This window comes from Mesorhizobium sp. B2-3-13 (assembly GCF_006442195.1).
GTDB classification, from domain to species: Bacteria; Pseudomonadota; Alphaproteobacteria; order Rhizobiales; family Rhizobiaceae; genus Mesorhizobium; species Mesorhizobium salmacidum.
The window spans coordinates 1-22,988 of sequence record NZ_VFVQ01000023.1 but is presented as its reverse complement, the minus strand read 5'-3'; the positions used below and the strand labels follow the sequence as shown (position 1 = coordinate 22,988).

Genomic DNA, 22,988 nt, shown 5'->3' with positions numbered 1-22,988 from the left:
GGGAGATCAGCTGCTTCACCACTCCAGCCCGAACACCAGCTTGCCGAAATGCAGGCCGCCGGCGGCCATGTGTGTGTAGGCTTCGCTCGCTTGATCAGGTGAAAACACCTTGTCGACAACCGGTTCGATCCTGGCAGCGCCGATGGCACGGACGGCGTCGAAAAGATCGGATACGGATCCGGTGTTGTTGCCGACCACCTTCAGCGCCTTGATGATGATCGGCAGCAGATTGATCGTGGCTTCCGCACCGGTGACGAAGCCGATGGTGAACAGCGTGCCGCCGGGCGCGGTGGCGTTGACGGCACGGGCGAAGGTGGCGGTTCCGCCGGTCTCGACGATGAGGTCGGCGCCGAGGCCGCCGGTCAGCTCCAGCACCTTGCCGTCCCAGTCTGATGTCGCGCGGTAATTGATGAGATGATCGGCGCCGAGCGCCTTCGCCCGCTCCAGCTTTTCGTCCGACGACGAGGTGATGATGACGGTGGCGCCGGCGGCTTTCGCGAGCTGCAGGGTGAAAATCGAGACGCCGCCAGTGCCAAGCAGCACCACGACCGAGCCCGGCCCGACATTGGCGGCGCGGATGGCGTTCCAGGCGGTGGTGCCGGCGATCGGCAGGGTCGACGCCGCCTCGAAGGAGAGATGCGCCGGGACCGCCACCAGCGAATTGGCCGGCAGCGCCACATATTCGGCCAGCGACCCCGGCATCGAGACGCCGCGCATCTGCGTCATCTCGTAAGGCCGGGGCGGCCCACCGATCCAGCGCGGCTTGGCATGCGCGACGACGCGATCGCCGATGGCGAATCTCGTAACGCCCTCGCCCAGCGCGACGATCTCGCCGGCGCTGTCGGCGACGGGGATGAGCGGGAAACTCGGTCCGGGATAATTGCCGCTCGCCACCGCCACATCGACGAAATTGAGGCTCGCCGCACGCTGGCGGATCAGCACCTCGCCGCGCTGCGGTTCGGGGGTTGCAACGGTGGCGGCGCGGAAGGCGTCCAGCCTGGGCTGGCTGAGTTCGATGGCTTTCATGGTTTCACTCCGGTGGACGATTTGTTCGATTGAGTGAACCTATTTGCTGCGCTATCTCTGGATAATCCTTGTTTTTTGCAATTGAGAACTGTGAACGATGCAGCAATCTCACGAACCCGCTGCCCTTGCCGAGATGGCCGCCTTCGCCGCTATCGCCGAGGCGCGCTCCTTCACCCGGGCGGCGGCACGTGTCGGGCGCGACGCGACCATCCTGTCGCGGCGCCTGCAATCGCTGGAGGCGCGGCTTGGGGTGAGGTTGCTCTCGCGCACGACACGCAGCGTGTCGCTGACCGAAGCGGGTGCCGAATTCCTGGTGCGTGTGCGCGCCATCCTCGCATCCGTCGACGAGGCTGAGGCCGTCGCGTCCGCGCATGCCGGGGGCGGCCCGCGCGGCGTGCTCAGGCTGGCGCTGCCCGGCACGTTCGGGCGCATGTGGATCGGGCCGCTGTTGCCTCGGTTCCTCGCCGAATTTCCCGATGTCCGCATCGAGGCCGAATTCTCCAACCGCTTCACCGATCTGGTCGCCGAGAATTTCGATGTGGCCGTGCGGCTGGGCAGCCTGGAGGATTCGCGCCTGGTGGCACGCAAGGTGGCGACGCGACGCCGGTTGCTCTGCGCCGCTCCATCCTATCTCGCCCGCAAGGGCAGGCCGGAGACACCCCAGGCGCTGCTCGACCACGCCTGCCTGGGCTTCTCGGGCTTCCAAACCTTTCCAGCCTGGGAGATGACCGACCGCGAGGGCCGGCGCGCACGCATCGAGGTTTCGGGGCCGTTGGTCACCGACGATGCCGAGGTGCTGGTCGACGCCGCCGTGCAAGGCGTCGGCTTGATGATGAGCACTGATTGGCTGGTCGGCCGCGAGCTTGCCGACGGACGGCTGGTGCCCGTGCTGGAGGAGTGGACGCTGGCGGACGAAGGCGCGGTCTACGTCGTCACGCCCTCGGCCAAGGGAAAAGCCGCCAAGACCCGCGCCTTCACAGACTGGATCGGCAAGCGCTTCGCGCCGGAGCCGCCCTGGCGGGGGTGAAGTTGAAGTGGCGGGACTGGCGAAGACGGAGATACAGCCAATCTCCCCCTCGTGGGCCCTCGTGGGGGAGATTGGCAGTTCCGCCGATGCCCTTTCCCTCACTTCCCGTGCCTCAGGAATTGGCTGAGCAAGTCCACCGGCAGCGGGAACACCACCGTGGATGAGCGCTCGCCGGCGATGTCGTGCAAGGCCTCGAAATAGCGCAGCTGCATGGCCTGCGGCTCGGCCGCCAGCATGCGGCCCGCCTCGACCAGTTTTGCCGCCGCCTGCTGCTCGCCTTCGGCATTGATCACCTTGGCGCGCCGCAGCCGCTCGGCCTCGGCCTGTTTGGCGATGGCGCGGACCATGTTCTCGTTGAGATCGACATGCTTGATCTCGACATTGGACACCTTGATGCCCCACGCATCGGTGCGCTGGTCGAGGATTTCCTGGATGTCGCTGTTGAGCTTGTCGCGCTCGGCCAGCATCTCGTCGAGCTCGTGCTTGCCGAGCACCGATCGCAGCGTGGTCTGCGCCAGCTGGTTGGTGGCGGCCATGTAGTCCTCGACCTGGATGACCGCCCGCTCGGCGTCGACGATGCGGAAATAAAGCACGGCATTGACCTTTACCGAGACGTTGTCGCGCGAAATCACATCCTGCGGCGGCACGTCCTGCACCACCACGCGCAGGTCGACCTTCACCATCTGCTGGACGAAGGGGATCAGAATGATGAGGCCGGGTCCCCTGACCCCGGTGAAGCGGCCGAGCGTGAAGACCACGCCGCGCTGATATTCCCTGAGGATGCGAATAGCCGCGGACAGGAACATGACCACAAGAAGCGCAAGCACCAGGTAGGCCACATAACCGATGTTCATTGCCTTGCTCCATTCCTTCCCGCGTCGCGCCGTCGCACGGTCAGCACGAGGTCGGCGATCTCGGTCACCTCGACGCTGTCGCCGGCCGCGACGGGTTCATCGGCCCTGGCCCGCCAGCGCTCACCCAAGGCCAGCACATGGCCCTCGCCGCCTTGCCAGTCGAGGATCTCGGCCGGCTGGCCGCGCATTGCTTCGCCGCCGACGCGCGGCGGCTTCCGGCGCGCCGCCCAGAGATAGGTGCCGCTCAGCAGCGCCAATCCAAGCGTCAGCGCGGCGGCGGGACCGATGACGGCCCATGACAGGGCAAAGCCCGGCCCCTCGACCCGCAGCAGCATGGCGGCACCGAACAGAAAGGCGGCCACGCCGCCGAGCCCGAGCACGACGGTGGGATTGAAGGCCTCGATGATCAGGAAAACGACGCCGAGCAGCATCAGGGCAAGGCCGGTATAGTTGATCGGCAGGAGATCGAGCGCATAGAGGCCGAGCACGAGGCAGGTGGTGCCGATGACGCCAGGCGCGACCGCGCCCGGGCTGGTGAACTCGAAGACAATGCCATAGACGCCGACCAGCATCAGGATGACGGCGGTGTTCGGATCGGTGATGACGGAAAGCAGCTGGATGAACCAGCCCGGCTCCAGCGTCTCGACCGGCAGCCCCTTCGTCGCCAGCACCACTTTCTTGCCCGCCACATCGACGGTGCGCCCATCGGCCAGTTGCAGCAGCTCGGTGGTGTCGCGGGCGACGAGATCGATCACATGTTCCTGTAATGCCGCATTGGCCGAAAGGCTCGCCGCTTCGCGCACGGCCTTCTCGCCCCAGTCGCCGTTGCGCCCGCGCAGTTCGGCAAGAGAGCGGATCAGGGCGACCGCGTCATTGGTCACCTTGGCCATCATCGCGTCGCCCGCAGGCCGCCCGCCGGCTTCCTTCTGGTCGCCCCCGCCCTTCTGATCACCCACGTCCTTCTGATCGCCCACGTCCTTCTGATCGCCCTTGTCGCCGCCCGGAAGCGACGGCATGCCGCCAATCTCCATCGGCGTCGCCGCACCAAGATTGGTGCCGGGCGCCATCGCCGCGACATGGGTTGCATAGAGGATATAGGTGCCGGCACTTGCCGCATGGCCGCCGGCCGGCGCGACATAGCCGATGACAGGCACCGGCGACGCCAGGATGTCGGCGATCATCTCGCGCATCGACGTGACCAGCCCGCCCGGCGTGTCGAGCTGCAGGACGAGGACCGCCGCGTCCCGCCTGGCCGCGGCATCGAGCGCCTCCTTGAGCTGCCTGCTGCTTGCCGGCCCGATGGCGCCGTCAATGGCGACGCTCAGCGCAACCCTTTCGCTCCCGGCTGAGGAGAAGGGAGAAAGCACAGCCGCGACGACGAAGGCCGCGGCAAGAAGGGCCACCCGCGCGAAGGTCACGCTCAAAGCTCCATGGACTCAATATGGGTTGTATTCTTGCGAAGTCCATGAAGGCGCCGACGTCGGAGATCGGCGACGACCGAAGAGACGGCCTCTCCTACTCCGGCGACGGCACCGGCGGCTCGGAGGTCAGCGACGTGCCGGCGGCGGCCAAGGGAAAAGCCGCCAAGACCCGCGCCTTCACAGACTGGATCGGCAAGCGCTTCGCGCCGGAGCCGCCCTGGCGGTAAAGCCCCTGACCCGCTGGCGGTAGAGACCGCACGCTCCGGCTTCAGGGCTCATGGGCCGCCAGCGGCATGCCTATGTCCGACACGAGTTTGACGAGGTCGGCTTGGCGTCTCGTGCCGGTTTTGGCGAAGATTCGATTGAGGTGGGTCTTCAAGGTGTTTTCGCCAATGCCGAGCGCCAACGCGCTCTCCGACGCTGACAATCCGCTGCCGATCCGCAGCAGCACCCGCGCCTCCGAGGGCGTAAGATCGAACAGCGTGGTCAGAACGGCCTCCGGGAGAGGAGAAGCCGATGTCGTCGTCGATATGAACACAGCCGCGCATGCCGGCCGGAAAACCGCGCGCGCCGTTCCTTCAGTCAACGGCAACACATAGGCGACGGCGGGCGGCTGGCCTTGGGCCGAAACCGGCAGCCCTATGCCGCGCGCGCCAAGCGAGGCATCCGCGCTGGCCGCACTGGCGATCGCGTCGAGCAGGGCGCGGGCCACCACCCTATTCTGTGCCTGGAGCAGGCCGTTCCTTGAGAGAATGGGCCCCTGCACCGAAAACATCTGTTCGGCGGCCGCATTCGCATGGAGGATTGCTCCATTGGCGTGGGTGAGCACGACAGGCACAGCCAAATGATCGAGCGCCTGACGATAAAGATCGATGGTGACGCGGCTCTGGTCGAGCAGATCGCCGATCAGCGAAGCACGGCGCAGATGCGGCGAGAGCAATGCCAGGAACTGCTGCTCTTCGGTCGAAATGCCTCCCCTGCTGGCACGCGTGGTGCAGCCCAGAAGCCCGATTCGGTCCGGCGTATGGACGAATTTGGTGATGCAAGCCTCGCGCAGTCCCTGCGGTTTGGCCCAGTTCTGAAAAAACGGCGTCAGCTGGAGTTCGCTTTCGCTCATGAGCGACAGCGTCGCAACGGGCCGGTCGACATCGCCGACGACCGCTTCCTTCAGCCCGGGAATTCCATCAAAGTCATAGTCTTCCTCGAGGGCCCGCATCCGCATCGGATCCCAAGGCGACTGAGCCGCGAAACGGCCGCTATTATGAGCGGTGCCGGCAAGCGCGATGGTGGTATAGGCCGCGTCGACGGCTTTCGTGACGCGGGTCATGACTCCGGCCCAGCCTTCCGGGTTCAATACGCAATCATAGATATCGCCGATTATCGAACTCAGGACTTCGCTGCTCAGCCTTTCCACCACACCTCCTGGCACACCCCGATCTCGCCTCGGAGGAATTTGTGACATCATACTTTTGGATGACGCAAGTCGCGGCGGCTCTCGACTACAGGTTGAACTTGATCGCTTGAACGCCGGTCGCCACTGTTGCCGGTTATTGTCGCAATGGAAAGCATCGCGTTCGATATTTTTTTAAGCCGTGGACAGTTGTCGAGGTTCTCCATTGTCGCGAAAGACGGTGCTTTCATCGGCTCGGTTGCCACCGCATCTTGACGAACGAGAACGATTTTCCCCGTGGCAAGACATCCATGTCGCGGAAACATGGTCGGCCGAATACGGCAGTCCGGAAAACCCGCACTTCGAAGCCACCGCTGTCGGTTCAGCGGTTCTCGGCCAGATGTCCGGACCGGTCAAGCACGCCACAAGCAAAGCGAGCAACATCGCCAATGACGACAAGGACGGCTATTTGCTGCTGATCAACAAGGCCGACACCGTGTTGTCAGGGGTACATGTCGGCCGCGAATATGCCGTCGGTCAGGGAGAGGCCGTGCTTGTCACCGCATCGGAAGCTCTGAAAATGAACGGTGCCGACAGCAATGTCTGGATGAATGTGGTGGTCCCACGCGCGATCCTCCTGCGCGCCTTCCCGCGGATCGATGACAGGCTGGGGCTGAAGATCGGCGCCGACAGCGAAGCCCTCGACCTCCTCAAACGCTATTGCCTGCTTCTTGAAAGCGGCAGCCCGCTTGCCTCGGTGGATTTGATCACGCACGCGACGGACACGATCGTGGATCTGATCGGCCTGGCGACCGGCGCAAAAGGTCGGGCTGCCGAATTGGCCGGACTTCGCGGCCCGCGCGCTGCCAGACTGGAGGCCGTCCTGGCAAGGATCGCCGAGGATTTTATCGATCCCGGCATCTCCGCCCAAAGTGTTGCCCAACAACTCGGCCTGTCGGTGCGCTACGTCCACGACCTCCTTCAGGAGACGGGAATGAGCTTCTCCGAACGCGTTCTCGAACTGCGTCTGCGGAGCGCCCACAGAATGCTCTCGCACAAACACAGCGACATGCGGGTCAGTGACATCGCCCTGACAAACGGATTCAGCGACGTATCGTACTTCAACCGCTGCTTTCGTCGCCGCTTCGGCCATACGCCGACAGGCGCCAGATAAGTTTTGCGGCTTTCGCCAGCAGTCCGGTATCCGCCCCGTGCGAGGCCGTTCCGCATCGCCCTGCGTGACCGATGACGCCGAACTGCCACAGTGCGCGAAAAAGGCACGGCACCTCACTCCAGTCCAATTCCAGTGCGGCCTTGCCCAAGACAACAGCCGGGCGCCGATGACATGTCAGCCTCAGGGCGAAACGACTGTCATGTCAGGGGATCGAATGCCGCGGAATGGTTTTGTAGGCCGCAAGGCTAGCGCTTTGAAATATCTGGCGCTGACGTCGACGGCACTGGTAGGCCTTGGCCAGCCGATCCCCGCTTCGGCAGCCGAGATCTGGACCGGCGCCACCTCCACGGATTGGTTTACCGCCGGAAACTGGAACCCCGCCGCTGTTCCGACATCGAGCGACGATGTCATTCTCGATCCGGTGTTCCCGCACCCGACCGTGGTCGATGCGGCGAATGCGGCCGCCCATTATCTGCTTATGGGCACCATTTCGAGTTACTCGGGCTCGCTGGCGATCACCAATGGGGGCACCCTCTCCGACACTGCCGGCTATCTCGGCTACGCTTCGGACGCGAGCGGCACCGTGAGCGTCACTGGAGCAGGCTCCGTCTGGAGCAACAGTTCGGACGTTTTCCTTGCCTTGAGCACCGGCAGCACAGGCACCTTGACGATCTCCGGCGGCGGCGCTGTGAGCGACAAAGTGGGTCATGTCGGCTACGGCCTGGGCACCGGCACCGTAACGGTGGACGGCCCGGGCTCGACATGGACTAACAGTGGGGATCTCTACGTCGCCGAATTTGGCACCGGCACGCTGGACATCACCAATGGCGGCGCGGTCAGCAATGCCATGGGCACCATCGGTTGGCATGCTGGCTCCACCGGCACGGTGACGGTTGACGGAGCGGGTTCGACCTGGACCAGCAGTTCGTCGCTCTTCATCGGCCATGCCGGCGCCGGCACTCTGACCATCTCCAACGGCGGCGCTGTAAGCAATTCCCTCGGTTCGATTGGTGAGCAGGCCGGTTCCAGTGGCTCGGCGACTGTCACCGGCGTCGGCTCGTCCTGGACCAATTCCGGCAATCTGCTTGTCGGCTGGGGCGGCGCCGGCACGCTCACGATCCAGAGCGGCGGCGTGGTGAGCAGCGCCAGCGGCCAGATCGGCTCCAAATCCGGCTCGACCGGCGCCGTGACAGTCGCCGGCGCTGGCTCGTCCTGGACCAATTCCGGCGAGCTTTATGTCGGCTGGAACGGCGCCGGCACGCTGACGGTCCAGAACGGTGGCACGGTGAGCAACACCAACGGCTATATCGGTGAAAATTTCAGCCCGGCCGCCGCCGCGACGGTGGACGGCGCGGGCTCGCACTGGACCAACTCCGGCTTTCTCTCCATCGGCAATTACGGTGCCGGCGCGCTGACGATCCAGAACGGCGGCGCGGTGAGCGCCATGGCGGGTTACATCGGCATCAATGCCGATTCGAGTGGCACCCTTACGGTCACCGGAAGCGGATCGACATGGAGCGACACGAGCGGCCTCTACGTTGGGTATGGCGGCACTGGCTTACTGAACATCCAGAACGGCGGCCTTGTCAGCAGCAACATCGGCTTTGTCGGTGCCACGGCGGGCTCGACGGGCGCGGCGACGGTCGACGGCATAGGTTCGATCTGGAGCATCGCGTCGAGCCTGTTTGTCGGCGACGCCGGCACTGGCACGTTGACGATTTCGAATGGCGGCACGGTCAGCAATGGCGCGGGGGCCATTGGCGCGAAAGCAGGCTCGACCGGCATGGTGTTCGTCGATGGCGCGGGTTCGACCTGGACCAATAGCGGCGATATGCAGGTCGGGCTCGATGGTTCCGGCACGTTGAACATTACAAATGGAGGCAGTGTCAGCGATGTCAATGCCGTGCTTGGGTACGGTGCCGGCGTAGGTACCGGTATCGTGGACGGTGCGGGTTCGAATTGGTCCAACAGCGGCTTCCTACAGGTCGGCGCCGGTTCGATCTCCACATTGGCGATCACGAATGGCGGCGTCGTAAGCGCCGGAAGCGGTTCGGTGGATTCTTCGAGCAAGGCAACTGTCGATGGCATCGGCTCGACCTGGATGAACATCGGCGACTTTACCGTGGGCGTTGGCGGAGCAGGCACCGTTTCCGTGTCGGGAGGTGGTGCCCTCAACGACGTAGACGGCACTTTAGGTTACTATCAGGGCTCCAGCGGAACCGCGACGGTGGATGGCGTGGGTTCGAACTGGGCGAATACCGGCAAACTCATTGTCGGCCAATCAGGAACCGGCACGATCGACATCATCAATGGCGGCGCCGTCAGCAACCAGACTGGCTCTGTGGGCTACGACGTCGGGTCCATGGGCACCGTCACGGTCGATGGACCGGGTTCGAGCTGGACCAATTCCGGCGACCTGTTCCTCGGTTTCAAGGGCGCCGGCACTCTCCAGGTCGCCGATGGCGGCCATGTCCTCAACCAGGCCGCGCTCCTCGCGGTGTTCGAAACCGCGACCGCCACCGTGACGGTGGACGGGGCGGGATCCTCCTGGAGCACCGATGACAATCTTATCCTGGGAAGCGCCGGTCACGCGACACTTTCCATCTCCAGCGGCGGTTCAGCGGATGCGGATTCCGTCTTTGTCGGCCAGGCGGCGACAGCCACCGGTGCGGTTACCGTCGACGGCGTGGGCTCGAAATGGACCAACAAGAACGGCATGTATCTTGCCGGTCTCGGAAGCGGCACTCTTGCCGTCACCAATGGCGGCGTCGCCTCCGGCGGCGGCACCTACATGGCGTTCGCCGCCGGTGCCACCGGCCAGGCAACCGTTGATGGCCCGGCCTCGCTCTGGGAGATGCACGGCGACCTGGATATCGGTTTCGGCGGCACGGCTTCGGCGACACTCTCCAACGGCGGCACCGCTCTGGTGGACGGCGTTACCGTGATCGCCAGCCAAGCCGGCTCCGTCGGCGCGCTTAACATCGGCGGCGCGGCGGGCTCCGCGGCGGCGGGCGCCGGCGTCCTCGATTCGGCCACGTTGCAGTTCGGCGCCGGCACCGGCACGCTCAATTTCAACCATACCAGCGCGAACAATGGCTTCGCTTCGGCGATCAGCGGACTGGGGACGATCAACCAGATCGCCGGCTACACCAAATTGACCGGTAATTCCTCCGGCTTCACCGGGACGACGAACGTTCTCGGCGGCGGCCTCTATGTCAACGGCTTGCTCGGCGGCGCGATCAATGTCACCGGCGGCCTGCTTGGCGGGTCGGGCACGGCAGGCAATGTGACCATTGCTTCGGGCGGCACCTTTGCACCAGGCAATTCGATCGGCACGATCAATGTCAGCAACACCACCTTCTCGGCGGGTTCGACCTATGCCGTTGAAGTCGAAAGCGGCGGCACATCCGATCGGATCAACGCCACCGGCACCGTGACGATCGGCGGCGGCACGGTCGACGTCATCCCCTATCCGGATTATGCGACCGGCACGACATACACGATCGTCACGGCGGCGGGCGGTGTCACCGGCGCCTTCGACAAGGCCAGTCTTGAAACCGGCGGCTCGATCTTCATCGCGCCGACGCTCACCTATGACGCGAACAATGTCTATCTCAACCTGGCCAAGGCAAGCTTTACCAGTGTAGGCCTGACGCCCAATCAGATCGCCACCGGCGGCGGCGCCGAAAGCCTTGGCAGCGGCAATCCGCTGTTTGATGCCATCTTCGCCCTGCCGAATGAAGCCGCCGCCCAGGACGCTTTCGACCAGCTTTCGGGCGAAATTCACGCCTCGGCCAAGGGCATGCTGCTCGAGGACAGCCGCTTCGTCCGCGACGCCGCCAGCAATCGCATCAGCGCCGCCTTCGGCGATATTGGTGCGGCAGCGTTGCCGGTCATGGCTTATGGCGAAGGCGGGCCCGAAATGGTCGCCGCCGATACCGACCGCTTCGCCGTCTGGGGCCAGGCTTTCGGTTCGTGGGGCAGTACCGACAGCGACGGCAATGCCGCCGCCTTCGACCGCTCCACCGGCGGCCTGCTGGCCGGTGCCGACACTTTGGTCGGCGGCTGGCGCGTTGGTGCTCTCGGCGGCTACAGCCATTCGTCCTTCGACGCCGACGATCGCAATTCCTCCGGCAAGAGCGACAACTACCATTTCGGTCTCTATGGCGGCACCAATTGGGGCGCCATCGCCTTCCGCGGCGGCGCCGCCTACAGCTGGAGCAGCCTCTCGACCAAGCGCTCCGTCGCCTTCAACGGTTTTGCCGACGCACTGTCGGCCGATTACGATGCCGGCACCGCGCAGGCGTTCGGCGAGCTTGCCTACAAGGTCGATGCCGACCGCTTCCACTTCGAGCCGTTCGCCAATCTCGCCTATGTCAATGTGAGAACCGACGGCTTTAGCGAACAGGGTGGTGCGGCGGCACTGACCAGCGCCGGTTCGAACACCGACGCCACCTTCACCACGCTCGGCATGCGCGGCTCGACCGATTTTGCGCTTGGCGGCGTCAAGACCACGGCGCGCGGCATGCTCGGCTGGCGTCACGCCTTTGGCGACGTCACGCCCACTTCCGCCCTCGCCTTTGCCGGCGGCGATCAATTCACCATCGGCGGCGTGCCGATCGCCAGGGACGCAGCGGTGATCGAGGCCGGCTTCGACCTCAACATGTCGGCCAACGCGACGCTCGGCCTGTCCTATACCGGACAGTTCGGCGGCGGCACGGTCGACCAGGGCGCGAAGGCAAACCTCAGCGTCAAATTCTGACGACAACAGGCCGCCGGCTCGCGCCAAATTGACGTCGCCGGGCGGTCCTGGCGTCCGCCCCTACTCCGGCGAAGGTACCGGCGGCTTCGAGGTCAGCGCGGTGCCGGCGGCGGCCACGATCACGGCGGCGATGCCGGCCAGTTGCGGCATGGTCAGGCTTTCCCGCAGGAATAAAAACCCGGCCAGCGCGCCGAGCCCCGGTTCCAGGCAGGTCAGCGTGCCATAGATACGCGCCGGCATGCGGGTCAGCGCAACCATTTCCAGGAAGAACGGCAGCGCGCTGGAAAACAGGCCGACGAGCAGCGCGCTGACCAGGATCGATGGCGCGAGCAGCCCGCTTCCCGCCTCGGCAATTCCAAAGGGCAGCACCAGCACGGCTGCGATCGCCATGCCATAGGCGGTGGTGCGGGTACCGAGCTCCGCGCCCGCCTTCTGCGCCAGCACGATATAGAGCGCCCAAAACCCGCCGGCCGCCAGCGCCAGCATCACGCCGATCGGGTCGAGCGGCTTTAGCGAGTGGATGAAGGGCGACAACAGCACGATGCCGGCGACCGCCAGCGCGATCCAGGCAAAGTCGCTGGCCCGCCGCGAGGTCAGCGTCGCCACCAGCAGGGGACCGGAAAACTCCAGCGCCACCGCGACGCCGAGCGGGATCCTGGCAAGCGCTGCGTAGAACAGAAGATTGAGCGCGCATAGCGTCACCCCATAGGCGACGAGCCACGGCAGAGTGGCGCGTGAGGGCCGCATCTGCCAGGGCCTCAACACCGCGATCAGCATCAGCGCGCCGATGACCAGCCTGAGCGTCGTCGTGCCTTGCGCGCCGATCACCGGGAACAGCGTCTTGGCGAAGGTGGCGCCGATCTGGATCGACACCATGGCGCCCATCAGTGCCGCGACCGGCAAGGGTGCTGCTTCGCGGCTGGCAACCGGCATTGATGTCACTTGTGCTTCATCCTCCATGCCGGCAGGCGCAAACCTGCTGGCAGGAACGCAATAGGCTGAACCGGCCTTGCTGTCGTGAGACAGCGCGGATGCCTCGATGAGGGCACGGTCAAATGGCATGAACCGGCGGGCATCGCCGTCGGACATCACACCCGGTCGTTGCGCGCGTTCGGCAGTCTGGTGATCGCCACAAGGACGAGCAGCGCGGCACTGCCCAGAAGCGCCATCGCTCCGAGCGACCAGGCAATGCCGATATGCACGATGGCGAATGCCAGGGCAAAGGGCGCCACGGCCGAGACGATCAGCCGGGCCGACATGACCCGCCCCTGCAGCCGGCCATAGCCCTCGCTGCCGAACAATGTGAGCGGCAACGAGCCGGTGACGATGCTGAAAAGCCCGTTGCCCATGCCGAAGACGACGGCGAACGCCATCGCCCCGGCGATTGAAGGCGCGGTGCTATCCAGCACGACTACACCGATTGTCATCAGGCTGGCCGAGATAGTGGCGAGCATCAGGGGCGACAGCTTGCCGCCGAAGACCATGTTGACGAAGCGGCTCAACACCTGTGACGGCCCAAATAGCGTTCCGACCATGGCGGCGGTCGCGCCGAGGCCAAGCCCCGAAAGCAGCGGCACCATATGCACAAGCACGGCGGCGGCGATCAGGTTCTGCAGCGAGAAGGCAGTGACCATCAGCGCAAGGCCGAGCGGCCGCGAGGATGCGGGAAGCGATCCCCTGATATGCCGTGACGGCGCGTTTGCCGCCCGCCTCCCTTTGGCCAGCCCATGCGAGAGCCAGGCGTGCAGTGGCAGGCAGACAAGCAGGTTCAGCCCTGCGAAGACAAGATAGACGCTCTGCCAGGACATGTGCGCGTGCAAGGCTGACGTGATCGGCCAGAACACGGTCGATGCGAAGCCGGCAATGAGGGTGAGATAGGTGATGCTGCGTTGCGCGGCATGCGGCCTTATCTGCACCAGCAGCGCGAAGGCGGCGCCGTACTGCACCAGGTTCGATGCCACTTCGAGGACGATCAGCGCTGCCACGAAGGCCCCGACGGTGGGAGCGCAGGCGCAGGCGGCCAGTGCCGCCGCTGCAAGGACCGAGCCGGCGGTCATGATTTTTCCGGCGCCAAAATGGTCGATCCAGCGTCCGAGCCACGGCGCCGTCAGGCCGCCAACCAGCAAGGCGGCCGAAAGCGCGCCGAAAATCCATTCGGTCGGCCATCCCAAATCCCTCGCCATGTCGGCGGCAAGGATACTGAAGCTGTAATAGAGCGTGCCGTAGCCGATGATCTGGGTGACCCCAAGGGCGGCAATTGCGGCTGTCGGCGCGCGTTCCGAGGCATCGAGCTCGGAAAGGCCCCGATCACCTGATGCCACGGTCACCGGTGACCACCTCGCCGTCTTCCTTGGTGAAATGGGTCGCCGGATGGTCAAGCAGGTCGAGCACAAGCTCGGACGGCCGGCACAGTCGCGTCCCCCTGGGCGTCTCGACGATCGGCCGGTTGATCAGGATCGGATGCTCCAGCATGGCGTCGAGCAGCTGCTCGTCGGTCCATTTGGGATCAGCCAGGTCCAGCTCGGCATAGGGCGTGCCCTTTTCGCGCAGCAAGGCGCGCACCGGAATTCCCATGGCGGCGATAAGCTGGCGCAGGCGGTCCCGGCTGGGCGGATGTTCCAGATATTCGATGACGACCGGCTCCTCGCCGCTTGCTTTGATCATGGCAAGCGTGTTGCGCGAGGTGCCGCAGGCGGGATTGTGGTAGATGGTGACGGTCATGGCGCGGCCTTGACGGCAAGAGGTTGGATTTCGGATTGCGGCCGCAGCAGCCAAGTCATCAGCGCCAAGGCAATGCCGGCGCCGGCGAACTCGGCGGTGATGAAGCCGGGAAGACTTGCCGGGCTGATTCCGGAATAGGTGTCGGTGAACGCCCTTGCTACCGCGACCGCCGGATTGGCGAAGGACGTCGAGGCGGTGAACCAGTAGGCAGCGGTGATATAGAGGCCGACCAGCCACGGCACGGCAGCGCGTTCGAAGCGCAGGCCCGCGAGGATGACGGCGAGCAGGCCGAAAGTCGCGACGCCTTCCGAAAGCCACCGCGCGGCGCCGGTGCGGCCATGCGTCGACAGCGCCAGCGGCGCCAGCCCGAACATCAGATGCGCGATCATTGTTCCGGCAATGCCGCCGGCAAGCTGGGCCAGTATATACAAGGTGCAATCGCTGGCCGACAGGCGGCGCGACAGAGCGAGGGCGAGCGACACGGCCGGATTGAAATGGGCACCGGATATTGGGCCGAGGATTGTGATCAGCACGACCAGGCTCGCACCGGTTGGCAGCGTGTTGCAGAGAAGTGCCAGTGCGCCGTCGGTCGTCAGCGACTGCGCCATGATGCCTGAACCGACGATCGTAGCCACCAGCAGCGCCGTGCCGAGGCTTTCCGCGACCAGGCGGCGCGGCAGGTCGAATTGGCGCTCGACCGTCATTGAGCCGTCTCTTGCGCATCGGCCGCACAGCAGCCCGGCGCCAGCGCCGGCGCGCAAATCTCCTGCCGTCCGGAGCAGCAATCCTCCATCAAAAAGCGGATGAGCCCGCTCAGCGCTTCATATTCGGCGCTGTAGACCATGGACCGGGAATCGCGGCGCACGCTTACCAGCCCAGCCCGTTCGAGTTCCTTCAGGTGGAAGCTCACATTCGACGCCGAGACCTCGACCTTCTCGGCGATGGCGCCTGCGGCAATACCATCAGGACCCGCGATCACCAGATGCCGCAGGATGCGCAGACGCGTCTCCTGCGAAAGCGCCGCGAAGGCGGACAGGGCTTGACGTTCATCCATATTTCAACAATCCTAGAAATGTTGAAACAAGGATTACCGCACATGCCCGCCTCTGACAATCGGGAATTTGAACTCTCCATCGTCAGTGATCCCGAGGACATCACCATCGCTGGCCTGCTGGGGTTCTTGGCCGGCCACAAGGACAGGCAGCTGGTGTTTTTCTACGATGGCCGGCCGGTGCGGCCCGGCTACCACGTCACCGAGGTGAAGGCGGGCACGTTCGCAGCGCTGGACTGCGGCGCCAATCCGGAAGCCTGGGCCGAGATCTTCGTCCAGCTTTGGGACGTCGACGAGGACCGCACGCATATGCCGGCCGCGAAATTCTCCGCGATCATCCGCAAGGTGACGGAGCATGTCGATCTCGACCCTTCCGCGCGGCTCACCTTCGAGGTCAGCAACGGTGCGCACCCGATCGCGCTTTATCGGGCCGCCCTTCCCCGGCTGGTCGACGGCGCGGTGCATGTCGAGCTTTCGCCCCGGCCGGCAAGCTGCAAGCCGCGCGACCGTTGGCTGGAGGAAGAGCGGAAAGCCAAGGCCTGTTGCGAGCCTTCCGCCGGCTCGCAACCTTGCTGCGGATAGATCACAGCAGGCTGGCCGGTCCAGCGTGGGTGAAGCGCCATTTCAGTATCCAGTCTAGGCTGCGGCGGCAGAGCGCTTGAACACGATTGTGACCCGGGTGCCTTCGCCAGCGCTGGAGGTTACATGGAACTCCGCCTTGGCGTTCTCGCTCAGCGACTGTGCGATGAGCGCGCCGAGCTTGCCTCGCTTGGGCCAGCTTTCGCCGTCCGGCAACCCGATCCCGTCATCGGCAACGACGACGCGGCAGCCATCCCCGTTTACGACGCTGTGCAGGGTGATCGTGCCGCTGTCGCGCCCGCGAAATGCATGCTTGAGCGCATTGGTCAGCAGTTCGTTGACCACCAAGCCAGTGGGCATGGCAACGTTTACCGAGACCGGATAGGTGTCCACTTTCATGTCGAGGCGAATGCCCTCGACAGCATGCGAGGCCATTACGGCGGACGCGATCTGGCTGAGATAAACACCGAGATCGACCTCCTCCTTGTGCTCCTCGCCCGACAGGGTCTGATAAAGGATGGCCAGGGCGTCGACGCGGCCGGCCAGTCTTTCGAAGCGGTTGCGGTCCGGCTCGGCCGCGTTGCGCGTTTCGAGGCGAATCAGGGCGGTGATCATCTGCAGATTGTTCTTCACCCGATGCTGCAATTCCCGCAACAGTGTGTCCTTCTCGCGAACGCGCTCTTCGATCGAGCGCGCATCTTCGGTCTCGCCATGGGCCGAGACGTCGACCAGAGCCACCAGCCGGAAGCAGGCTCTGCCATTGTCATCCTCGATGACGTTGGAATAGACGTCGACGATTGCAGGCTTGTCCTCGGCCCGCTCCAGTCGGAAGGTACCGACGAAATCGGTTTCGTCGACCACCGCACTTGATAGCGCGCGATCCTTCTGCTGGTGCAGGCCGATGCCGGAAAGTGCCACCCAATTCTTCTGGGCGAGCTTGGCCGCCTTCAGACCGGACAGTTTCTCGAACTCCGGATTGGCATAGACGACACGTTCCTGCCCGCTGACATCCGAAACGGCGATTGCAATTGGCACCTGGTCGAGGAACTTCTTGAATTGTTCGCTTTCCAGCGCGCTGGCAAGGTCCGGCGTTTCGAGCAACTGCTCGACCGTCTCCGCCTTATCCGAATTCGATGTCATCTGCTCATCCAGGAATTTCTGATGCTATCAATATCAGCGAAGTATTGCGCGAGCTATCGCCAAAGCGGCATTGCCACTGGCACAATGAGCAGGCCGGCACCAGCCTGGTCTCACGCAGCGGTCAATACCGAAGACCGGTAGGTGATGAAATACTGGTCGCGATGCGCCTGGCGACCTCGACGGCCGCCGCTTTCGACCGCCCGACATTGAACAGCGCACGCTAAGCGCAAAGCGCTGGGCAACGAGACCTGCGGAGCCGAGCTACGACGTGGCACGCAGGTTCCTGCGGATGGGCCGCCTGCCCGTTGCACGGGCTTTCTCGGCCACCACGGCGGCGATCTCTACCACCTCGCCTTCGCGCGGTCTGCCGTTGGTGGCCTTGTGGAGCCGTTCGTAGGGCAGCAATTCCTTGATCCGGGCATTGAGCGACGCGATTTCGGCCCGCAGATCCTCGCATTCCTGCCGCTGGACATCCCGTTGTATGTCCTCCGACGCCTGCTGCAGCGTGAGCTGCGAAAGAGTGGCGTTCGCCCTGGAAAGGCTCAGCTTGTCGGCTTCGTTCTCATCCGTGAGCGCGGACAGTCTTTCATCGGCGATCTTCTTTTCGGCCACTGCGTCGTCCAGCTCGGTCTTGAGCCTGGCCATCTCGGCGGCGGCCGCACTGTTCTCGTTGGAGGCCCGCGCCAGCCGCGATTCCAGATCTTGTATCTCGGAACGCAATCCGCGCATTTCCGTCTGGGCGCGAGCCCGTTCGGCTTCCCAGTCGCCTTGCATCATGCTGGCCGACTCGGTCTTTTCCGCCAGCTTGGCCTGTGTCGCCTCGAGCGCCTTCTGCAGCCGGATCTCCTCTTTCTCGCTCTTGCCGAGCGCCGCCATCAGTTCTGCAAGCCGCGCCGCTTCGCTGGCGTGGATTGTCGAAAGCTCGTCCAGCCTGTGGCGCGCCTGGGTCTCCCGCTTCAGCACCTTGTCGAGCTCGGCTGACAGGCTGACATGTTTTTCCCGCAGCATCTTGCTCTCGCGCAGGCGCCTGTTGGCTTCGACCGTCCTGGCCGTCAGCCGGTTGGCGATGTCGCCGAATTCCGCGTCCCGTTTGGCGCTGGCATTGGCCGTCTCCGTGAGCTCGAGCCTTACCGCCGCAAGCGTTGCGCGAAGCGTCTCCCGGTCCTGGACCAGGCTTGTCTCGCGCTGCTGCAGCAATTCGCACGCGCCGTCACGCTCGCGCAGCTTTGCCGCCGTGTCGTGCAGCTTGTCCGACAGCGTCCTTTGCTCCGCGATCAGGCCGGCATTCGCGAGCTCCAGCTCGTTGGCGCGAAGAATGTCGGTGTGGAGGATGTTGAGGAATTCGCGCGTCAGATGGTGCGAGGTCGAGATCTCCGACAGTTTGCCGTTGATCTCATCCAGATAATCCCTGGCGTCGTGGAACATCCCTTCGAAGGCATTCAACGCCGCCAGCCGGGTCTGGGCATGGGGGGTCAGTCGTGGCGCGGTTTCGGCAGTTTCGGCATTGCCCCCGTCATCCGGATTGTCCGCGGCATCCGCATAGTCGGCATCGGCTTGTGGTGGCGAGGCATCGGCGCCTGACCCGGCATCGGGGACACCGTCGCCCTTTGGCGGTGACTCGAATTCGCTGTCGAGGCTGGCATCCAGGGCGTCCGCAAGATCGTCCTGCAACTCCTGGAGGGCATTATCTACGTCTTCAGCACGCTTGATCAGGCTCTTGAAGTTCATACGGAACTCCCTCTGTACGCAACCAAAACCGGATATTTAACAAACTGCTAATATGCATCCTTACATCCGCTTATTCCGCAGGGGAAGCCCCCCTTGGAAAATGTAAATTTCCGACATTGGCGATTTGGATGCCGCGAGCAGCCAGTGCCGAGCCTCCGGCGCAGACCGTGGCGTTCGCGACGGTGTGAACGTGGTGTGCAGCCTGATATGCTGCCGGCAAACGGCTTGCAGGTCGAACGGGAGGGCGTGGAGATGTCGATCAAGGTGATCGGAACCGGCTTCGGCCGAACGGGCACGGATTCGATGCGCGAGGCGCTGGCCATTCTCGGCTTCGGCCCCTGTCATCACATGCAGGAAGTGAACGGCAACGAGGAGCAGAAACGGATGTGGCGCGCGCTGGCCCAAGGTGCCACGCCGGACTGGAACCAGCTGCTCTCGGGCTATGTCTCCTGTCTGGACTGGCCCTCGGCGTACTACTGGCGCGAACTGATCGAATTCTATCCGAATGCCAGGGTGATCCTGACCTACCGTTCGGCCGAAAGCTGGTGGGAGAGTTTTGAAAAAACGATCGCGGCGGGACTTGAGCAAAGCGTGGATCAGGAATCGCTGGGCCTTGTCCTGATCGCGAGGCAGGTGTTCGGCGGCCGGCCTGGCGATCGAGCGCATGCCATTGCCTGCTACGAGGCCAATGTCCGTGCGGTGTACGCTGGGGTGCCACCGGAGCGGCTGCTGGTCCACGCTCTTGGCGATGGCTGGGAACCGCTGTGCACCCATCTCGGCGTTGCGATACCGGATCAGGACTATCCCAATCGCAACAACGCCGCGGGCTTCAGGTCGAGATTTTCGCTGAACTGATCTGGACGCATACCGGCGGTGCCGGCCCGGCAAAATCCGGGTCCCTCGCCCCTCTGGAGCGGGGCGAGGAAAAGGCGGGGCGTTTTTACCCCGCCATGGCCAGCGGCACGGCGCTCTTGTTGGGGATCTGGATGTCGATTTCCAGCGTCGACATGGTCTCGCCGCGATCCATCGAGACCTGGAGATAATCCTGGTCGATCTGCACATGCCTGGCGATCACAGCCATGATCTCCTCGCGCAGGATGGAGACGAGATCGGGCTGGCCACGGCTGCGGCGCTCATAGGCGAGCAGCACCTGCAGCCGCTCGCGCGCCACCGGCGCGCTGGTGCGCCGCTTGAAGAGGTCGAGGATGCTCATGCGGCCCTCCTTCCGAGCAGACGGTCGAGAAAACCCTTGCGTTCGAAGGGCACCACCACCGGCAAATCTTCGCCTTCCAGCCGCCTTGCCGCTTCGAGATAGGCTTTGGCGGCGTTGTTGAGCGGTTCCGACAGCGTCACCGGCGAACCGAGATTGGAGGCGCGCAGCACATCCTGGCTTTCCGGGATGATGCCGAGCAGCGGTACCGACAGGATTTCCAGCACGTCGTCGATCGAGAGCATTTCGCCGCGCGCGGCCCGCGCCGCGTCATAGCGCGTGACCAGCACGTGCTTGGCGATCTGCTCGCCCTGTTCGGCGCGCATGGTGCGGGCGTCGAGCAGGCCGATGATGCGGTCGGAGTCGCGCACCGACGACACTTCCGGATTGGTGACGATGACCGCCTCGTCGGCGAAGCGCATGGCGAGCTGCGCGCCGCGCTCGATACCGGCCGGGCTGTCGCAGAAGACATAGTCGAAGACCGATCGCAGCTTGTCGATCACTTCGCCGACACCCTGCTCCGTCAGCGCATCCTTGTCGCGCGTCTGCGAGGCCGGCAGCAGGAACAGCGTGTCGACGCGCTTGTCGCGGATCAGCGCCTGCGACAGCTTGGCTTGCCCCTGGATGACATTGACGAGGTCGAACACCACGCGCCGCTCGGCACCCATGATCAGGTCGAGATTGCGCAGGCCGACGTCGAAATCGACCAGCGCCACCTTCTTGCCGGTCTTAGCGACCGCGGCACCCAGCGCGGCCGTCGAGGTGGTCTTGCCGACGCCCCCCTTGCCCGATGTGACGACCACTACCTTGCCCATGGAAAAAGCCTCCGTTGCCTGTTGTCGTTTGTTATGCCGTGCGCCGCACGGTCAGAGCCTGCCATCATGCCATCCCAAACCGGTCTGAAGCTTGCGCGCGCGGCGCATGTCCCGACCGGAACCGTGAAACCCGGCGTCAGCATCGCGCCGCCCTAGTTCAAGGGCACGACGGCGAGCATGTCGCCTTCGAGGAAGGCCTGCACGGCCTTGCCGCGCGAGACGCCTTCCATCTCTTCGGCCGTGGTGTACCAGCCGTCGACCGAGATCAGTTCCGCCTCGTTCCTGCGGCAGAAGATGCGCGCTGACCGATTGCCCTGCGAGCCGGCGATGGCGCGGCCACGCAGCGTGCCATAGACATGGATCGAGCCCGCCGCGATGATCTCCGAACCGGACGCGACCGAGCCGAGCACGATGACATCGCCATGCGGATGGAAGATCGACTGGCCCGAGCGGATCGGCGACTTGACCATCAGCGTGCCGGCCTGGACCGCCTCCACCACGCCGGCTTCCGCCGCCTTGGCAGCCTTGCCCTTGCCGGCCTCGGCCTTGATCTCGACAGGCTTGCCGTCTTCGGGCTTGCCGGCGTCCTTGCCGTGATCCGAAAACACCGTCTCCAGTTTGCCGGCTTCTTCCAACGCCTCCGCCTTGCCCTTGCGGCCGGAAAGCAGACCGTCCGAAGTCGCCTCCTTGGCGCCGGTCAAAAGCGGCGGCAGGTCAAGCCCGAGCGAAGCGCCTTCGAGCTCGATCGCATAGACCCGGATACCGCGCGCACCGAGCGAAGCAACCAGCAGCGCGATATCGGCGACCTCGGGCTTCAGCACGTTCAAATCGAGCACCACGGGGCGCCCGGCAAAATACCCCGGCGAATTGCCGATCCAATGATCCAGCCCCTCCAGCCAAGCGGAAATCGGCGCCTCCGGCGTGAGCGAAAAGGCCACGAACGAACGGGCGCGAAAACGGATGGATTTTGTTTCGACGGGGGCGGCAAAGGTCACGGCCAGCGAATCCTTACTGAGAGGTAAACGCTAGGGGGTTAATGGTTAACGAATGGTTAACGGGGAGGGGTGGAGAGAGAGTTGGACCCGAGGTTTCTGACAGCGTGGAGGCAACCATACTGACCGTTTGCCTGGAAACCAAATCTGGCACGCGGGAAGTTGGGGTGCCCCTTCTGGTACATCGGCGGTGCGAAGAGCCTATGTTCAGTATATCGAATGCAATTGCCTATGAGAATCTGATGGTCCAAGCGAAGACCTCCAAGATCTCGCCTATCCGGGACTTCTAGGGCCTTCGCGGTGGATCGATGTGGAAGGGCGCGGACAGGAGAAATGGTGCCAGCGGGAGGGCGAGGTATTGCTGGATATGCTCAGGCAACTCCGCCAACAAGAAATCGCACCTGACTTTTACATTGTGACCCCGTTTGTGGTGGTACAGGATCGCATGCGTGAAATGTTGCGCTCGCGGTTTGCTTGACGGATGGGTCGAGAATCCCTTCACCTGGGTGTACGAGCGCGTCGGAACAGTCCACACGGTCCAAGGGCGAGAAGCTGAGGCAATTTTCTTCATCCTTGGAGCACCCAATGCCGAGCAGCGTGGCGCGCGAGGGTGGGCAGGCGGACGACCCAATCTGCTGAACGTCGCCGTCACGCGGGCTAAGGAGGTCGTGTATGTCATTGGGAAGCTCTCTGGAAAAGCGCGGGTGTATTTCAGTCGCTTGATAAATTCTTGTTGTAGTGAATCAAGAAGGCATTGCCGAACAGTTGGCCTGAGCTGTGGTGGCAGGGCCTAAAGCAGATTCGCCATCTCACCCCCGCTTGAAATACTGCACCTCCCGCTCATGCTTCTCCGCCGCCTCCCTCGTATCGAACGTCCCCAAATTCCGCCGCTTCCCCGTCTTCTCGTCCTTCTTCCTTGAATAAAGCCGGTATTTTCCGTCCTTCAGCTTCCTGATCATCGGTCTCTCCCTTGGGGCCTGTTGCGCAATTCTGGCATTGTGATTCACTTCGATTATTGCTTGGAGGGATTTGCGATGGCGGTGAAGCGGACGGGACAGATGAGCTTTGTCGAGGCGTTCCTTGGGAACAAGGCGGTTG

22 protein-coding genes are annotated in these 22,988 nt (G+C 64.1%); 7 read left to right on the top strand and 15 right to left on the bottom strand.

The genetic code is table 11. The features are described 5' to 3' along the window. Positions 1–15 precede the first annotated feature (15 nt). Positions 16–1,026 carry an NAD(P)-dependent alcohol dehydrogenase gene (locus FJ941_RS23840; protein WP_140509437.1) on the bottom strand — a complete coding sequence of 337 codons (1,011 nt, stop codon included), beginning with the start codon at positions 1,024–1,026 and terminating at the stop codon, positions 16–18. 97 nt (positions 1,027–1,123) lie between these two features. On the opposite strand from FJ941_RS23840, the gene FJ941_RS23835 reads away from it, so the two are divergent. Continuing rightward, the gene (locus FJ941_RS23835; protein ID WP_140509435.1) at positions 1,124–2,053 is read left to right on the top strand and encodes a LysR family transcriptional regulator; all 930 of its coding nucleotides are present in this window, start codon (positions 1,124–1,126) and stop codon (positions 2,051–2,053) included. A 98-nt stretch (positions 2,054–2,151) separates the two neighbouring features. On the opposite strand, the gene FJ941_RS23830 is transcribed toward FJ941_RS23835, so the two are convergent. Together FJ941_RS23830 and FJ941_RS23825 are read right to left on the bottom strand one after the other, a co-directional pair. Beyond that, positions 2,152–2,907: a slipin family protein gene (locus tag FJ941_RS23830; RefSeq protein ID WP_140509433.1), complete on the bottom strand. Its 756-nt coding sequence runs from the start codon at positions 2,905–2,907 to the stop codon at positions 2,152–2,154. Then, positions 2,904–4,325, bottom strand: coding sequence for a nodulation protein NfeD (locus FJ941_RS23825; RefSeq protein WP_140509431.1), 1,422 nt, complete (start codon positions 4,323–4,325; stop codon positions 2,904–2,906). Before FJ941_RS23825 ends, FJ941_RS23830 begins: the two co-directional genes overlap by 4 nt. 23 nt (positions 4,326–4,348) lie before the next feature. Here FJ941_RS23825 and FJ941_RS23820 point away from each other — a divergent pair, with 23 nt between their 5' ends. Further along, a complete protein-coding gene (locus FJ941_RS23820) occupies positions 4,349–4,555 on the top strand; it encodes a hypothetical protein (protein WP_140713824.1) in 207 nt (68 codons plus the stop codon). A gap of 41 nt (positions 4,556–4,596) precedes the next feature. On the opposite strand, the gene FJ941_RS23815 is transcribed toward FJ941_RS23820, so the two are convergent. Then, positions 4,597–5,742 (bottom strand): helix-turn-helix transcriptional regulator, encoded by a 1,146-nt coding sequence (locus FJ941_RS23815; protein ID WP_140509427.1) that lies wholly within the window; start codon positions 5,740–5,742, stop codon positions 4,597–4,599. Positions 5,743–6,118: 376 nt separating this feature from the next. Here FJ941_RS23815 and FJ941_RS23810 point away from each other — a divergent pair, with 376 nt between their 5' ends. Next, positions 6,119–6,892: an AraC family transcriptional regulator gene (locus FJ941_RS23810; protein ID WP_246673967.1), complete on the top strand. Its 774-nt coding sequence runs from the start codon at positions 6,119–6,121 to the stop codon at positions 6,890–6,892. Between the two features lie 253 nt (positions 6,893–7,145). Continuing rightward, complete coding sequence (locus tag FJ941_RS23805; protein ID WP_181169932.1) at positions 7,146–11,654, top strand: autotransporter domain-containing protein; 4,509 nt, start codon at positions 7,146–7,148, stop codon at positions 11,652–11,654. Between the two features lie 60 nt (positions 11,655–11,714). Here FJ941_RS23805 and FJ941_RS23800 read toward each other — a convergent pair whose 3' ends face one another. The 5 genes from FJ941_RS23800 to FJ941_RS23780 all read right to left on the bottom strand — a co-directional run bounded on the left by FJ941_RS23800 (position 11,715) and on the right by FJ941_RS23780 (position 15,429). Further along, a complete protein-coding gene (locus FJ941_RS23800; protein WP_140509421.1) occupies positions 11,715–12,596 on the bottom strand; it encodes a DMT family transporter in 882 nt (293 codons plus the stop codon). A 146-nt stretch (positions 12,597–12,742) separates the two neighbouring features. Next, on the bottom strand, positions 12,743–13,981 hold the full coding sequence (gene arsK / locus FJ941_RS23795) for an arsenite efflux MFS transporter ArsK (RefSeq protein ID WP_246673965.1): 1,239 nt from the start codon (positions 13,979–13,981) through the stop codon (positions 12,743–12,745). Beyond that, positions 13,962–14,375, bottom strand: coding sequence for an arsenate reductase (glutaredoxin) (gene arsC / locus FJ941_RS23790; RefSeq protein WP_140509418.1), 414 nt, complete (start codon positions 14,373–14,375; stop codon positions 13,962–13,964). The genes arsK and arsC overlap by 20 nt, the downstream gene beginning before the upstream one ends. Next, a complete protein-coding gene (locus FJ941_RS23785) occupies positions 14,372–15,079 on the bottom strand; it encodes an MIP/aquaporin family protein (protein WP_140509416.1) in 708 nt (235 codons plus the stop codon). The genes arsC and FJ941_RS23785 overlap by 4 nt, the downstream gene beginning before the upstream one ends. Then, the gene (locus FJ941_RS23780; RefSeq protein ID WP_140509414.1) at positions 15,076–15,429 is read right to left on the bottom strand and encodes a metalloregulator ArsR/SmtB family transcription factor; all 354 of its coding nucleotides are present in this window, start codon (positions 15,427–15,429) and stop codon (positions 15,076–15,078) included. The genes FJ941_RS23785 and FJ941_RS23780 overlap by 4 nt, the downstream gene beginning before the upstream one ends. 42 nt (positions 15,430–15,471) lie before the next feature. Here FJ941_RS23780 and FJ941_RS23775 point away from each other — a divergent pair, with 42 nt between their 5' ends. Then, positions 15,472–16,008, top strand: coding sequence for a DUF6428 family protein (locus FJ941_RS23775; RefSeq protein WP_140509412.1), 537 nt, complete (start codon positions 15,472–15,474; stop codon positions 16,006–16,008). 54 nt (positions 16,009–16,062) lie between these two features. Here the strand turns inward: FJ941_RS23775 and FJ941_RS23770 are convergent, their stop codons facing one another. Beyond that, entirely contained in the window at positions 16,063–17,145 is a 1,083-nt protein-coding gene (locus tag FJ941_RS23770; protein ID WP_140509410.1) for a histidine kinase dimerization/phosphoacceptor domain -containing protein, read from the bottom strand. 261 nt (positions 17,146–17,406) lie between these two features. Beyond that, entirely contained in the window at positions 17,407–18,873 is a 1,467-nt protein-coding gene (locus tag FJ941_RS23765) for a hypothetical protein (RefSeq protein WP_140509408.1), read from the bottom strand. 207 nt (positions 18,874–19,080) lie between these two features. On the opposite strand from FJ941_RS23765, the gene FJ941_RS23760 reads away from it, so the two are divergent. Then, positions 19,081–19,728: a sulfotransferase family protein gene (locus tag FJ941_RS23760; protein WP_246673964.1), complete on the top strand. Its 648-nt coding sequence runs from the start codon at positions 19,081–19,083 to the stop codon at positions 19,726–19,728. Positions 19,729–19,813: 85 nt separating this feature from the next. Here the strand turns inward: FJ941_RS23760 and minE are convergent, their stop codons facing one another. The 3 genes from minE to minC form a co-directional block, all read right to left on the bottom strand. Then, complete coding sequence (gene minE, locus FJ941_RS23755) at positions 19,814–20,086, bottom strand: cell division topological specificity factor MinE (RefSeq protein WP_027144293.1); 273 nt, start codon at positions 20,084–20,086, stop codon at positions 19,814–19,816. Beyond that, positions 20,083–20,898, bottom strand: a complete 816-nt coding sequence (gene minD / locus FJ941_RS23750) for a septum site-determining protein MinD (RefSeq protein WP_027144292.1) — start codon at positions 20,896–20,898, stop codon at positions 20,083–20,085. Before minD ends, minE begins: the two co-directional genes overlap by 4 nt. Positions 20,899–21,050: 152 nt before the next feature. After that, a complete protein-coding gene (gene minC / locus FJ941_RS23745) occupies positions 21,051–21,893 on the bottom strand; it encodes a septum site-determining protein MinC (protein WP_140509406.1) in 843 nt (280 codons plus the stop codon). A 446-nt stretch (positions 21,894–22,339) separates the two neighbouring features. Between minC and FJ941_RS29250 the strand changes: the two genes are divergently transcribed. Continuing rightward, entirely contained in the window at positions 22,340–22,684 is a 345-nt protein-coding gene (locus FJ941_RS29250; protein ID WP_210243211.1) for an AAA domain-containing protein, read from the top strand. Between the two features lie 15 nt (positions 22,685–22,699). On the opposite strand, the gene FJ941_RS29245 is transcribed toward FJ941_RS29250, so the two are convergent. Further along, on the bottom strand, positions 22,700–22,988 hold a 289-nt coding region (locus tag FJ941_RS29245; protein WP_210242229.1), incomplete at its 5' end, for a hypothetical protein.